This is a genomic window from Rummeliibacillus pycnus, from assembly GCF_002884495.1.
In the GTDB taxonomy this organism is placed as follows: Bacteria; Bacillota; Bacilli; order Bacillales_A; family Planococcaceae; genus Rummeliibacillus; species Rummeliibacillus pycnus.
Genome location: NZ_KZ614145.1, coordinates 2,403,071 through 2,417,498 on the forward strand (window position 1 = coordinate 2,403,071; position 14,428 = coordinate 2,417,498).

The following is a 14,428-nucleotide window of genomic DNA, read 5'->3' on the forward strand; positions in this document are numbered from 1 at the left end:
TCATCAACAATTGTTGGTGAGTTGGTTTTGATTTTTTTAAGCACCTGCTTTGGTTAAGTTTGATTTTTCGCTGATTTTGGTGTTTGCCATTTTGATGATGGTTTCTTTTATTTCTTCGGGATTTAGATGTAATAATGTCTCCATTACTTTGTACAGTTCTTGTTTGTTGATGGGTTCTGCTTTGCCGATGAAGATTTTCGGAAATACTTGCTTTTTCTGAATTTCGTTGTCGTTTAGTAGTTCTTCAAATAGTTTTTCGCCGGGTCTGATACCTGAAAACTCGATGCCGATTTCCTCTTCCGTATAGCCTGATAGTGTGATTAGATTCTTTGCTAGGTCCACGATTTTAACGGGCTCCCCCATATTCAAGACGAATACTTCCCCACCTCTTGCCAGCGCACCAGCCTGAAGGACGAGCCGAGATGCTTCCGGAATTGTCATAAAATATCTTGTCATGTCTGGATGTGTTACTGTTACGGGACCGCCTGCTGCGATTTGCTTTTTGAAGAGTGGGATGACACTGCCACGGCTTCCTAATACATTGCCAAAGCGGACTGCGACAAATTTTGTAGTGCTCTCTTTTGCTAAATTTTGTACGATCATTTCAGCAAAACGCTTTGTTGCCCCCATAATATTGGGTGGATTGACGGCTTTATCTGTAGAGACCATGACGAAGCTTGCCACTCCAAATGCATGAGCCGCTTCTGCTACATTTCTTGTTCCGAAGATATTATTCTTCACTGCTTCGGTTGGGTTTTCTTCCATTAATGGCACATGCTTATGCGCTGCTGCATGATAAACGACATCGGGTAAAAATTTGGCCATGATCTCAAAAATTCTACCTTGATCTTGAACATCCGCGATGATTGGGATTAACTCTATTTCATCTTGATAGCTGTTTCTTAGCTCCATGTCGATTGTGTAAATACTATTTTCACCATGCCCAAGTAGTAATAACCGTTTCGGATAGAATTTGCAAATTTGTCGGCAAATTTCAGATCCTATTGACCCCCCTGCTCCTGTTACCAACACTGTTTTCCCTGTTATTTCGCCAGCAATACTGGTCATGTCTAATTCTACTGGCTCTCTGCCCAATAGGTCTTCCACTTGTACATCTCTCAATTGGTTGATGGAAATTTTCCCTGAAACGAGGTCTTCTATAGAAGGCATAATCTTCGTTTTTGCTTTTGTTTTTGCACATTCTTCGTAGATTCTTTTAATTTCTAATTTTGTAAGAGAGGGAATTGCAATGACAATATTCTCGACTTTTAATTTTTCTACTAGTTTTGGAATGTCTCGAATTTTCCCTTTTACTTCAACTCCGAATATCTGTAACTTTATTTTTTTCGGATCATCGTCTACAAATGCAATTGGGTACAGATCAGTTTCTTGATTTTTTAACAATTGTCGAACCACCATCGTACCAGCAGATCCTGCTCCAACGATTAATGTGCGTTTTTTATCTGGGTTTGGTGCGATAAAACGATCTCGGAAAACTCTCCATGAAAATCTTGAGCCCCCAATAAAAATCACATGCATCATCCAAGTAATTGCTAAAACACGTATATTCATTTGCTGAAAAGCGATTAGTTGAACAACCGCTGTTGTAAGAAATGAAAATGTCACAGCCTTTACGATAGCTAATAATTCTCCAATGCTCGCATACTCCCATGCATTTTGATACAAGCGATACATCGTCGCAAAAATGTGATGACTAATTAATAATGTGATAGAACTGACCCAAAGCAATGACATCGAATAGGTCTGCATTAGAGGATCTACTAAAAAATACCCAAAGAATATTGCTTCGCAAACAATTATAGAATCTAGTAGCATGAGTAATGGCAGTCTTTTATTATATGGCACTTCGAATCCTCCTTCATCTCAAAATTGAATCTACTATATAAACTGTTTCATTATATGGTGCTTTTTTATTACCTATGACTAAAAAATTCGTTCCTTCGAGAAATTTGGAGAATTTGTGCTGAAATTGATAGTGAAATGGTCTTTAATTTTTTTACAAAACAGTTGAATTTTAAATTTCACTAGGTGAAATAGGTTAAAAAATTCGTTCCTTATAGATTTTATAACCTATACAGAAACTGGGGTACACAGTGATAACGCCATGTATATTTGGTATGAATCTGCTGTTTAAGCTTCGTTTTGAATGTTTTTGTAATAAAAAACCACCTAATCCTTTTAGATTAGGCGGTTTTTCGATGTGGTCTGTTGTTGCTTATCTGTTTCCATCTTGTCATTGTACTGATCAGTAAGAGTAAAGCTACAGCAGCACTAAAAGAGTCTAGCATCACATCATCGAATGATGATGTTCTTCCGCTTACTAATAATTGATGAAATTCATCGGTCCCTGCGTAGAGCGTTGTGCAAAGCCAGGCCCAGAAAAATCGATTTTTCTTAAAGATAAAGTATAACAGGATTGCTAAAAAACCGAACACGATGATATGTGCCAGCTTCCGGATGATGAAATTCAAGAAATCCGAAGCTGACTCACTTAATCCCAACGATGATTGAATAATACTCATTGTATTAGACCCCGTCGCAGAAGGAGAAGCCGTGATCTTGTAGATTACGATTAGCCATATAATGGCCATGAACGGTGCAAAGTAACTTTTTCTCATAAGAACATCCTTCGATACTTCGTTAGTGAAGAGCATGATGTAAAAAGTTTAGCCTTCTTTACTACATAATATGCGTTGTCTATCGATCAATTCTTTTGAGCTTGTGATGGTTGTTTTTTTTTAAATAAAATGTGGCCCTAATCCGGAAAATGATTAGAGCCACATTTTTTTAGAATTTCATAACAATTGATGAGCTAATCCAGGCTTTTGTGGTTGTGCCTGGGATGTAGATTTGATACCAAGTCTTATTGTTTTCGTCTTTTGCTGTTACCACTTGACCTTTGGCATCAGTTACTAGTTTTAGATAGTTGTCTTTGTTAAGTGTCGTTACAATAGTAGAGTCTTTTGTTGTTGCTTTGTCGCGAACATTACAACCGTCTACGTTTGTGACTGCTAGATTTTGAATGTTTAAATAGTCACTTCTAATCCATGCTTGTTCATTGCCATTAAAGCTGACGCGGAACCAGCGACCTTTGAAGTTACCGTTGCTATCTTCATAGTCCCAGATATCTTTGTTATGACCTAAAATAGCAACTTGCTGTCCTAATGTTAGAGTGCCAATTTGTCGAGCTGCTGTTGCATACGGCATTGAGTAGACAGGGGTAAGTACTGTTGCTGTCGCCGTGATCCCTTTGTCAAATGTAAAGAATGTATCGGGCTGCGGCTTGTCTGATGGAATGATGTGATCATAGACTATCGAGATCGGTGCTGGATTCAACGTACTAATAGGTTGAGCTGCATAGTAGTTACTATCATAAGGTTTCATCTCTTCCATTAGTCTCGCAATGTTGCGACCCCAAGTTTGGTCTGTTGCATATTTTGTATTCATCCCTGCAATGCTAACACCGTTGTTATAAATGGCACCAGCTTTTAGATATTTGTTGTAGATTGCATCGGCATAGTATTCAAGTCCAGCTTGTCCAGTTGGAAAATATAAGGCACATGTAAATGGTGCTGAGTCATATGCTTGATAGCCGAAGAAATTGTTTTTATATTGTGAGATTAATGAACTTCCCCATCCAGTTTCCCAAATAGCATGGGCAAACATAAATTGTGCATTGACCCCATACTTCTCTTGAACTTTCAGAAATGCTGGAATCATTTTATATAGATTATTGGTTGTGATGCTAGTTCCTTTTTTCTTTATGAGATAGTCTTGCATTTCTTTCTGCGTAATATTTGAAGTCTTTCTCAAATTCTCTGCTAGATAGTTGTTCCCTGTTAGATCGGGGGTAATCCAGACGGTTTTACCACCAATAGATCCTTGATAATAAGTAGTACCGTTAATGACTTCTGTTTTCTTAGCAGTAAAGGCCGTTGCCCGATAGTTTGCAAGCGAGCTATAAACGACGTTATTTGTTGTGCCATTTGAAATATTATAAGCTTTGCCGAAGCCTGTTAGATACAGTTTGATATTAGTCGCGGTAGAAGAAGTGATATCTGATAAGGTAACTTGTCCTTTTTCTACCCAACCTACTGCTTTCGTCTTTGTACCGTCTGTTCGACTGATTTCGTAGTAGGTTTTGTTATCTACCGTAGCTTGTTTAAATACATAGAAGGTTTCCTTTGTATAGGTCGTACCCGCTTCAACTGTTTTGGTTAAATCGGTTAAATCTTGATAGATTTTGGTTGTGGTACTTTTAAGTGTGCCGACTTTTGTAATGGCAGTTGCTACAGGTTGTTCCGGTGTTTCTGGTTTTGTTGGATCTGTTGATGGATCTGTTGGCTCTTCAGGAGCTGGTGTACTCGGTTTTGTATAGTTTTTGACTTGTGTTGAAGATACCCAAATATTCGTGTTGTTTGTAGTTGTTCCTTGATACCAAATTTCAGTTCCTGCTTTGAGTGCTTTTTTAATAATGAATTTTTTGTCTTTATAGGCAGTTAATGATTTCTCGATAATGTCGTTTTTGCCTCCCCATTGAATGCTGTAGCCTGCTCCTGTTCCATTTAAGGCTTGCTCCGTTTTTGGGATTGAGGCCGTTGCTTGCGTTACTGTTTTGATATCTGAACTTTTGATCCAACCAAATTTAGCGGAGGTGCTAGTTGGATGAGTGCTAAGTTGGAAGTAGATATCTTTGCCAATTGTCGCTTGTTGTGTAATGTAATAGGTTTTGCCGAGTTTCTTTTCGGTTGCTTGTGATGATTTTTTTAGGTTATGAATGTCTGGATAGATATTGGCAATTTGTGTATTGATGCGACCAAGTCTATTGACCGATGTAAGTACTGGTTTGACTACTGTTGTTGGTTTTTTCGTTGTGAGCTGATCCGATTTTAACCACACCGTTTGTCCATTTAATGTGCCACTATACCATGTTTCATTCCCAACTTTTTCAGTTGTTTTTGTATTGAATCGTTTTCCTTTGTCTTTAGATAAAGAAGTGAAAAGGATATTACGCTCTCCACCCCATGGTCTTGTGTATCCTTTACCTGTTCCCATTATATATCTAGGTGTCGTACTATTTTTGGTAATCGTATACGTTTTGGTTGTAAGATCTTTTGCTTTCACCCACCCAACTGCTGGTTGTGTAGAGTTTTTGTAGTTACTCACTTGGTAATAGGTTGTCTTGTTATATACTGCTGTTTTGTTTATGTAATAAGTAAGTTTCAGCTTTTGGATCCCTGCTGTTGTTCCTTTTGTTGCAGTTGGTGATTTATAAATAATCGCTTTCTCGCTTTTGAGTTGACCCAGTTTACTAGTATTGGTTTGTTTTACTTTATTGGTAGGTTGCGTAACAGCTGTCTTTGCATCTGCTTTTAACGCAGGAAGTGCCATCGATATAGAGGATGCAAGCATAGCTGCTGAGATCACTGCTGTTGTTAACCTTTTCGTTGTCTTTTGATATGAAGACATGTTGATCCTTCCTTTCTATGAAAATGATGGATTTTTATTAACTATAGCATGGTTTTAAGGGATTTGTATAAGGGGAATTTGGAGTTTTATTGAAATATTGATAGATTTGGAGAGGGCGTGGGTTGGAATCTGGAGATTACTCGCGTTCTCGGGTGGTTTACTCGCGACTTTGGTGGGTTTACTCACGTTCTGGGGTGGTTTACTCGCGACTTTCGGTCATTTACTCTCATTTACAACAATTTAGGTTCTACTTGCTCTCTTTTGGATTGCTCTCATCGGGCGCGGCTGCTATTTTCGTTGAGCTTCTTTTTTCTGCCGCGAATAATGGGGGTGAGTATTTGATTACTCTTGCGTTTGGTGATTACTCGCGTTCTCGGGTGGTTTACTCGCGACTTTCGGTCATTTACTCTCATTTACAACAATTTAGGTTCTATCGGATCTCTTTTCGATTGCTCTTATTGGGCGCGGCTACGATTTTCGTTTAACTCTATTTTCTGCCGCGATCAATGGGGGTGAGTATTTGATTACTCTTGCGTTTGGTGATTACTCACGTTCTCGGGTGGTTTACTCACGACTTTGGTGGGTTTACTCGCGTTCTCGGGTGGTTTACTCGCGACTTTCGGTCATTTACTCTCATTTACAACAATTTAAGTTCTATCGGATCTCTTTTCGATTGCTCTCATTGGGCGCGGCTACGATTCCAATCAACCACCAGTTTCTGCCGCGGACAATGTTACCATATAAAAAACCAGGAATGTTGTTAATCCAACATTCCTGGTTAGTAAACTTTATTTACGTTTCCATAGTATGATCATTGAAATGGTGATGATTGTAAAAGCAATGAATGCTAGAAATGGAATCGTCACGAAACCGAACCAATTGATATATTGTCCAGAGCATGGCACGCCGCTTGAGCATGTTGCGAATTCGTGCATGGACGGAATTTTTTGGAGTGCATAGTGATAGGCAGATGTTATCAAGCCAATGATTGAGATTGGTAGAATATATTTATATATATTTTTGTCGTTATGATAAAAAGCAAGTCCAAGGAAGATAACGAGAGGATACATCATGATTCTCTGATACCAGCAAAGTGTACAGGGGATGAAGCCCATATATTCGCTGAAAAACAGGCTTCCCCCCATCGCAATAATCGATGTAATCCATGCTAACAGTAGGGGTTTATTTACCATTTGCAGCCTCATCTACCATTTTCGCAAAGTCATCCATTGTTTTGCCTTTGAATTCTTTACCCCCGATGAAGATTGAAGGAGTTGCTTGGACTTTTAGTTTGTTTGCTGTTTTCATATCTTTGTCAAAGGCAGCGTTTGCTTTATTTTCCTCGAAAGCTTTTGCTACTTTTTCAGTTTCATCTTTGCTTGCTACTTTGGATAATAAGGTTTTCAAAAAGGCTTCGTTCATCGTATTTTCTTTACCATCTTTTGTTGTTTGGTTTGCGAATAATAATTCATGGAATTTCCAGAACTTCTCGTTGCCCAGTTGTTGATAAACGGTTTCAGCAAATAGTGCTGCCGTTTTGGAATCTGGGGCAATAAATGCATAATTCATAAAGTAAAGTTTAGCTTTCCCTGTTTGGACGAATTGCTGAACGATGTAAGGTAAAACATTTTTGTTGAACTCGCTACAATGAGGACATTTATAATCACCAAATTCAACAATTTCAACGGGTGCTGATTTTTCACCTAAAAATGGTTGATCCTTATAATCAATCGTCGAAGACTTTCCACTTTTTCCATTTAACATAATCACAGCAATAACACATACTGCTAAAATACCAATAATCCAAAATATTTTTTTAGACATATTAAAACTCTCCTTTTCGAACTACATCATGTAGTGTAATTAAGTAAAAAATTTACGCAAGCGCGTAAATAAAAAAGATACAGATTAAGCTAAAAATCGTAAATGATTTGAAAGCTATTTTCATTGGAATCTTTAGTTGACGATCCTTTAAAGGATTTAATATATATTCAATTCTGTAATTTACAGATGTATCTGCGAAAGACGCATAAACAAATGGCATTGAATTTAGTTTTCCTACCTTCAACATTTTCAACAAAGCACTACCTATGTACATAGATGTGGCTTGTTTTTCAATCGCTAAGTGATCGGCCATTACTTCTTGTATAATTCTATATTTTTGATTGAACCATTTTAAGATAGGTATATAGGCCATGGACGATGCACAAAGTGATAACAAAAATAGTTTAAGCGGATCATCATTTCTTTGATGATACATTTCATGATAAATAACTGCTTCTAGTTCTTCTTCTGTTAAGAGATTCATCAGTCCAGTTGAAATCATGATTTTAGGAGAAATAAATCCCATTGTAATAGCAAGTGGCACAGGATAGGAAATCACCAAAATGGATTCTTTTTTAATGCTGTATTGTTTATTTAAATCAATTGTTAGCTTGTTCTCTCGATATTGCTGGAATTTTCTTTTCATCTTCATCGTTTGGATCCATTGAGATCCGAGTTTCCATCCAGAGAATACTAGAGTATAGATGACCAATGCGTCGAGAGCATATTTAAGTGATGCCATACCGATTGCTTTTAATGCACTTTGGCATGCATCCACAAGATTAAATTTCATATCCCAACCAACGAAATAGGCAATAACATATAACGCCATTTGAGTAAAAATAGTTCCGTAAATTAAAAGTGACACGATGAACATGGTCTTTGATTGACGTTTTTCCATATGCTATCGATCCTTTTTTAGTTCTTTAATCTTCATCTCAAGTTTCGCGACTAACTCATCATCTACGTCTTCCAGTGCATCGAGCATATGACTTACTACCACATTTCCGAATTCATCCATCAATTCATTCGTCATTTCTTTTGATTGCGTGTCCAAAAACTCATTTCTCGATTGAATAGGTTTGTACATAGAGGATCTTCCCTCTGCTCTCTTTTGAAGAATCTCCTTTTCTACTAACCGATTCATCACAGTCATAACCGTGTTAAAGTTCACCGCTTTCTCCTTTTCAAGAAAGTGTTGAACTTCTTTGATGGTCATTTCATCATTGTTCCATAAAATGTCCATGATCTTGGCTTCGAGCGGTCCAAAAAAGCGGTTCAATCCACTTTCATGCATTTTAAATTTACGAATTTTCATGATTAGGCCACCTCACATTGTTACATTACTCATTGTAGTGTGAGATGGTTGGGGCGTCAATTATTTATTCTTTGAAATCGAGATATTTGGAAATGATATTGGTAAGATTAATTTCCAATTACAATATAGACTTAAAATGAAACAAAAGCTTTAAACTCGATCAAACTGTATAAAAACGAATAATAGACCAACATTAGAATGCAACCAATATGGCAATCCATTTATCGGTATACATTTCCCTAAATTTGCCAATACACTTCCCCCTATAATAATTAATAGCGAAGCTTAATGCTTATTTTTGTAGCAAGTCGTTTAGAGAACGATAAGTATCTTCTGTCAAAAATACTCCAGTTATTCTCTCATTTATAAATCTCGCAACAACAAGTTGGTCATATTCAATATTAAAATCTTTATATCTAATTTAACATGAGATAAACCCTCTCGAATTAAATTTTTCATAATTGAATGTTTAGGGCGCCTGTCATTTACAAGTCTTTAAAAAAAATTAACATTGCTTTAACAATAAAACATTAAAATAAGGAAAAACACCTTTATACATAAGGAGATCGTATGAATTTTTCACTATATTCCGGGGATTCACCTGTTAACCCATTCTCATATTTAAAATACTTATATAGCCGGCGTCATGAGGATCTCTTGAATTTCAAAAGATACAATGAACTAAAAAAAATATTAAAAAGCGAAAAGCTAAACACATTTTTTCAGCCCATTGTCAATTTGCATACAGATGAAACATTTGGCTTTGAGGCGTTAAATAGACCATCTAACTCAAAATTATTTTCAAATGCCGATGTGTTTTATAAATTTGTTGGGCAAACGGATATGGTTTTTGCATTTGAAAAGTTTTGTAGGAATCTTTCTTTACAAAGATATATGACTAGACTTTCGGAAAACTCCATTGCAAAACATTACACATTATTTTTAAATGTCCATCCATCAATTCTAATGGATAAAAACTATCACAATGGCGAAACATTAAAACTTTTAGAAAATGTTGGACTACAACCAAATCAAGTCGTTTTTGAAATAACGGAGCGTAGTGCTGTCACAGATTACCAAGAATTTGAGCGAGTTCTCTCCAATTATCGTTCACAGGGTTATCGCATTGCTATTGATGATGTGGGCTCTGGCTATAATAGTTTAAAGACATTAATCTACCTAAAACCAGAGTTTGTCAAATTAGATCGTTCACTTATTCAAAATATTCATCATAATGAGGCCAGCCAAAAACTAGCTTCGATGATATATGATTATGCAGAACAATCTAATACAAAAATTATTGCTGAAGGCTTAGAACATTTAGAAGAAATAAAATACCTTCAATCTGTTGGAATTCATTATGGGCAAGGTTACGCACTAGGTAAACCCAAAATGGAAATACTGAATGGTAGTATTCCTAATAGTTCACCAGATTATCTGTGAAATTGATCCTTTCAAAAAAGAAAGTCCTAAGCCATTTTAGTGGTTTAGGACTCTTCATTTGGGCAAGATCCTCGGATTTTCGGTGCTAAAAAGTCTAATTTAATAGTATCTTTTACACAAAAAATAACTCCTCATTAAAGTTCTTTTATTCGTTACTCAATCCATGAAAAAAAGCTTTTAGATAGATACCTCAAAGTCCTTTAATTAGCAGATCCTTGGAAATTTAAAAGCATTCCTTCCTATCAATTCTTCTGTTGTTATGGTCTTCTGCTTATCCTCTTTTGCTCCTTGGATAATGGCTTTTCGAACGGTTCGATTGCCTGCCCCATCATATTCATACAGAATAACGTCTACTTTTGGAGAACAATCCGTTACCACATATGATTTCTTATTTAACTTTGACCGCTTAAATATAATATTAGCAAAGCATTTATATGCGCAAGTGGGGTTTCTTTAGAAAATGGTATATCTGATTTTAGTTTAGAAGAAGCCGTTACGAGAAGAAAAATCATAGAGATCTCAAAAGAAACATATTTAGCATGTGATCATACGAAATTCAATAAAAATGTAATGGTGCAAATTTGTTCATTAAACGATGTGACGGCAATTGTAACAGATGACAAATTAACAGAAGCCACTGAAAAAAGATTCACGGAAAATGGTGTATCTTTAATAGTAGCGAAAGCTTAAAAAAATGATAATCGAATACTATTTCCATCAAATAGGAAAGAGAAGGCCATTTTCACTAGTTCTATAACTGTTGTAAATGGCCTTCTCTAATAAATATATAAAAATACATCTGAATAGATTCTCTAGAAAAAATAACATGGGATCACCCGTATATAAGAGGTGATCCCATTATTGTTAGTTATACATTTGAATAAGTGAACCGCTGATCCAAACTTTTTTTGTTGTGCCTGGTTTGTAGATTTGGTACCAAGTGGTTTTGTTTTTATCTTTCTTTGTTACGTATTTGTTGTTTTTTGTGACAAATTTGATGGGCATGTTTTTGTTGACGGATGCTACTTTTGTATATTTTGTATCCGCTCCGTTCCTTAGGTTTGCTGTGTCGCTAGTGAAGCCTAGGTTTGAAACGGCGATTTGGTCGCTACGAACCCATGCTTGTTTGCCACTATACTGGATACGATACCAGCGAACTGTTTTGCCGCTTTCGTTTTTGAAGTCACGGACATCCGTATGATATGCCTTTAATGTGATGGCCTTACCTTTTTGATAGATACCATATCGAGCTGAGTAGATATATGGGAGGCTGTATACGATTGCTCCTGATGAAACATCGACTTTTGCCGTAATGCTTGATGGCATGATCCGGTATTGCTCTGGTTGAGTTTTGGTTTCTGGAATGACGTTATTGTACTCTTTAGGTGCTTGGAATACCTTTGTACTTGCTACCTTGTCATTGTAATATGAGCTATCGTAAGGTTTGATTTGAGCCATCAAATTAGCAATTTTCTCACTCCACCCTTTGTCTGTTGCATATTTTACGTTCATACCTAGCAGTGTTGGACCGTTATAATAGGGACCTGTTGTTGTTAAGTAATCACGATAAATTTTGTAGGCATAGGCAGTTAAACCATCTTTTCCTGTTGGAAAATATTTTGCACAGGTGAGTGCGCATGTATCATATGCTTGATAGCCAAAGTAGTTATTTTTGTACAGTGAAATGGTGGAACTTCCCCAACCTGTTTCTAAGATAGAATGTGCGAACATAAATTGTGCATTTATGCCTGCTTCTTTTTGTAATGTGATAAATGTTGGCGCTAATTTGTAAAGAACATTGTTTGGTAATTTCCCTTTGCTCAATAGGAAGGCACGCATTTCATCTACTGTAATGTTAGATGTTTTTCTAAGGTTGAGGGCAATGTATGGGTTGGTTTCTACATTTGCTGATGAAATCCAAACCGTTTTACCATTTAGTGTTCCTTGATACCATTTCGCTGTACCAATCTTTTCGGTACGTGTGATTTTAAATGCTTTGGCACGATCATCACTTAGCGTAAAGACTTTGTTTTTGGTGCCACCCCAAGGCATATTGAAGGCTTGTCCTGACCCCGCTATGTATACAGTAGATTTTGTTGTATTTAGCAGTGTACGTGTGTTGCGTTTTAAGTCAGTTGATTCTACCCACCCAATTTCTTTGGAGCCTTGGAATAATTGATAGTAGGTTTTCTTATCGATTGTCGTTTTATTTTTGACGTAAAAGGATCTGCCTGTGTAGGTGGTATTGGCTAATTGGAAGTCTTTTTTGTTATCAGGGCTTTTGTAGATTTTGTCGGTTTTCGATTTGATGTAGGCCAGTTCATTGACCTCTTTTTTGACGAAAGATTCCGATTCTTTCGCAGAGGCTTGTCCGTGTGAGATGAAGACCGTTGATAATAGTATTGTGAGTATCATGCCGATTATTTTAAGTGTCCTGTTCATTGTGCTCTCCTTTCAGTGGATTTGTTATATATGGTTATTGTAACCGAAATTGGTAGTGATTTAAACATGAGATAGGATTTTATATTGGAAATTGTCGAGGGGAGGGGGGAGACGTGAATTCTGTTGTTTTGGAATGACTTAAATTATTCTAAACGCGGATTCAATTCTTTTTTTCGCGGATTGAAACCCTGATATCGCGGATATTTCATTGTTTTTCGCGGACTATGGTCTCTATTTCGCGGATATTAATGAATGGGTTTGTTTTTCATTTTTCATAGATATATGATGAAATCTTGGCTATTCTTTTTCTTATCCCAACCAAAAAAACAGCCTCAATTCTGAGGCTGTTTGCATGTTACTATAACAATGGTTTTTGGCGATCTTCTGCAATGGTTTGTTCGATTAGGTCACGCCATTTATTGTAGTAGCTTTCTGGTGTGTATGATGCTTCGATTAGGTTGAAGGCGTTGTTGCCCATTTGTTTGGCGTCTTCTGGTTTTTCTAACAGTTGTTTGATGCGGTCTGCAAGTGCTTCGATGTCACCATCTGGGACTAGATAGCCGGTTTCGCCATCTTTGATAATTTGGGCTGGGCCATAGTTGATCTCGTAGCTTACAACTGGTGTACGGTTGGCAAATGATTCAAGCATAACAAGGCTGAATCCTTCTGCTTTTGAGGTGACAAGTGAGACCATTGATTTGGCAAAAACTTCATCAGTACGATTTGTATAGCCTTTTAGTTTGACGCTGTGCTGTACTTTTAGCTTTTTGATTAATTTCTTTAGATTGTCTTCCTCATCGCCTGCTCCATAGATTTCAAGTTTGGCACCTGGGACATCTCGGGCTACTTCAAGGAATGCCTCGATCGCGTGGTCGATGCGTTTGTCTTTGGCGTAACGTGCTACAAGTGAAACAAGTAGCGGATCTTTTTCTACTTTGGCTACTGGTAGTTCGACACAGTTTGGAATGACGTGGATATTGCCGCGATTGCCGATTTCTTTGTGTAAGTCAAGTTGTTGCTGTTCAGTAAGCACAACTACAGGGAAGCCTTTTGGAATAATGTCCAAAATCGGTTGGACTGCTTCGCGATACGGACTACCAAGTGTATAAGGTTCTTCAAAATGATTGGAGTGTAGCATATAAATTTTGTATGCTAAATCATCGTCCATTTCGATGACACGTTCTGCTGTCGCTGCTCCATCTACGATCACGACTGGTTTCACTACTTCGGTGCGACATAGTTCTTCAAGCCAATACGTATGGAATTCTTTACGATTCGCAAAGTCTTCTACTTTTTTGTATGCTGGATCAAATAAATAGATACGCTGTTGTTTACCTGTTTGATAGTTAAACCACATCGTTAAGAAGCAGAAGCCATCTGGTGTGAAGTAGCGTTCTTGGTTCTTTTTGTTGTTGGCTGGGTGATACAGTGTTTCGCGAATTTTAAAGCCATCTTTGTGAAATTCTTCACGGCGGATTCGCACACGGTTTTCATCAAAATAATCGATGAATTTTAGAATACCGTCATCATCCCATTGTTTATATTTAATATAAGTACCATTCATAAAATAGCGAGCAAAATAGCCCCCATCTTGAACCCAATAGTCACCTTCGAATTTTTTTATATTTTGTTCATAACGTTCTTTTTGTGAATTTGATACATCTTTTTCAGCAAACTTTTCACGATAGTAATCATAGACATTTATGATTTCAACATCTTTACCTAGTTGTCCTGTTGCACGTAGTTCTGATGCGATTTCAGGGTAGTCCATTTTAAAGTCCATTGTGAGCAGGACAGAACGGTAATCATTATTTGAAAATAGTGCAGAGCGGTGAAGCATGACTTTGTTGACGCCACCTTTTTCAACGTCCATATCCCATGCTGTCATATATATTGTTCTTTTCATTAGAA

Annotated in this window: 11 protein-coding genes; 2 read left to right on the top strand and 9 right to left on the bottom strand. The window is 37.1% G+C overall.

The genetic code is table 11. From position 1 onward, the window contains the following. Positions 1-36 precede the first annotated feature (36 nt). The 7 genes from CEF14_RS11780 to CEF14_RS11810 form a co-directional block, all read right to left on the bottom strand. Positions 37-1,866: a polysaccharide biosynthesis protein gene (locus CEF14_RS11780; RefSeq protein ID WP_102693032.1), complete on the bottom strand. Its 1,830-nt coding sequence runs from the start codon at positions 1,864-1,866 to the stop codon at positions 37-39. Positions 1,867-2,204: 338 nt separating this feature from the next. Further along, positions 2,205-2,675 carry a VanZ family protein gene (locus CEF14_RS11785; RefSeq protein ID WP_102693033.1) on the bottom strand — a complete coding sequence of 157 codons (471 nt, stop codon included), beginning with the start codon at positions 2,673-2,675 and terminating at the stop codon, positions 2,205-2,207. A gap of 133 nt (positions 2,676-2,808) precedes the next feature. Continuing rightward, positions 2,809-5,490: a glucosaminidase domain-containing protein gene (locus CEF14_RS11790; protein ID WP_102693034.1), complete on the bottom strand. Its 2,682-nt coding sequence runs from the start codon at positions 5,488-5,490 to the stop codon at positions 2,809-2,811. Positions 5,491-6,278: 788 nt separating this feature from the next. After that, entirely contained in the window at positions 6,279-6,683 is a 405-nt protein-coding gene (locus CEF14_RS11795) for a disulfide oxidoreductase (protein ID WP_102693035.1), read from the bottom strand. Continuing rightward, positions 6,673-7,314, bottom strand: coding sequence for a DsbA family protein (locus CEF14_RS11800; RefSeq protein ID WP_102693036.1), 642 nt, complete (start codon positions 7,312-7,314; stop codon positions 6,673-6,675). Before CEF14_RS11800 ends, CEF14_RS11795 begins: the two co-directional genes overlap by 11 nt. A gap of 52 nt (positions 7,315-7,366) precedes the next feature. Further along, the gene (locus tag CEF14_RS11805; protein WP_102693037.1) at positions 7,367-8,215 is read right to left on the bottom strand and encodes a M56 family metallopeptidase; all 849 of its coding nucleotides are present in this window, start codon (positions 8,213-8,215) and stop codon (positions 7,367-7,369) included. A gap of 3 nt (positions 8,216-8,218) precedes the next feature. Continuing rightward, positions 8,219-8,632, bottom strand: a complete 414-nt coding sequence (locus CEF14_RS11810; protein WP_102693038.1) for a BlaI/MecI/CopY family transcriptional regulator — start codon at positions 8,630-8,632, stop codon at positions 8,219-8,221. A gap of 570 nt (positions 8,633-9,202) precedes the next feature. Here CEF14_RS11810 and CEF14_RS11815 point away from each other — a divergent pair. Together CEF14_RS11815 and CEF14_RS19405 are read left to right on the top strand one after the other, a co-directional pair. Continuing rightward, positions 9,203-10,075, top strand: a complete 873-nt coding sequence (locus CEF14_RS11815) for an EAL domain-containing protein (RefSeq protein WP_102693039.1) — start codon at positions 9,203-9,205, stop codon at positions 10,073-10,075. A gap of 417 nt (positions 10,076-10,492) precedes the next feature. Next, positions 10,493-10,765 carry a DeoR/GlpR family DNA-binding transcription regulator gene (locus CEF14_RS19405; RefSeq protein WP_102693040.1) on the top strand — a complete coding sequence of 91 codons (273 nt, stop codon included), beginning with the start codon at positions 10,493-10,495 and terminating at the stop codon, positions 10,763-10,765. Positions 10,766-10,939: 174 nt separating this feature from the next. Here CEF14_RS19405 and CEF14_RS11825 read toward each other — a convergent pair whose 3' ends face one another. Together CEF14_RS11825 and CEF14_RS11830 are read right to left on the bottom strand one after the other, a co-directional pair. Then, the gene (locus tag CEF14_RS11825; protein ID WP_102693041.1) at positions 10,940-12,517 is read right to left on the bottom strand and encodes a glucosaminidase domain-containing protein; all 1,578 of its coding nucleotides are present in this window, start codon (positions 12,515-12,517) and stop codon (positions 10,940-10,942) included. Between the two features lie 358 nt (positions 12,518-12,875). After that, the gene (locus tag CEF14_RS11830) at positions 12,876-14,423 is read right to left on the bottom strand and encodes a glycosyltransferase (RefSeq protein WP_102693042.1); all 1,548 of its coding nucleotides are present in this window, start codon (positions 14,421-14,423) and stop codon (positions 12,876-12,878) included. Positions 14,424-14,428 lie beyond the last annotated feature (5 nt).

Excerpts from the sequence above, each read along its gene's own strand:
- CEF14_RS11785 (WP_102693033.1), bottom strand. The coding sequence starts at position 2,675 with ATGCTCTTCACTAACGAAGTATCGAAGGATGTTCTTATGAGAAAAAGT.
- CEF14_RS11790 (WP_102693034.1), bottom strand. The coding sequence starts at position 5,490 with ATGTCTTCATATCAAAAGACAACGAAAAGGTTAACAACAGCAGTGATC.
- CEF14_RS11795 (WP_102693035.1), bottom strand. The coding sequence starts at position 6,683 with ATGGTAAATAAACCCCTACTGTTAGCATGGATTACATCGATTATTGCG.
- CEF14_RS11800 (WP_102693036.1), bottom strand. The coding sequence starts at position 7,314 with ATGTCTAAAAAAATATTTTGGATTATTGGTATTTTAGCAGTATGTGTT.
- CEF14_RS11805 (WP_102693037.1), bottom strand. The coding sequence starts at position 8,215 with ATGGAAAAACGTCAATCAAAGACCATGTTCATCGTGTCACTTTTAATT.
- CEF14_RS11810 (WP_102693038.1), bottom strand. The coding sequence starts at position 8,632 with ATGAAAATTCGTAAATTTAAAATGCATGAAAGTGGATTGAACCGCTTT.
- CEF14_RS11815 (WP_102693039.1), top strand. The coding sequence starts at position 9,203 with ATGAATTTTTCACTATATTCCGGGGATTCACCTGTTAACCCATTCTCA.
- CEF14_RS11825 (WP_102693041.1), bottom strand. The coding sequence starts at position 12,517 with ATGAACAGGACACTTAAAATAATCGGCATGATACTCACAATACTATTA.
- CEF14_RS11830 (WP_102693042.1), bottom strand. The coding sequence starts at position 14,423 with ATGAAAAGAACAATATATATGACAGCATGGGATATGGACGTTGAAAAA.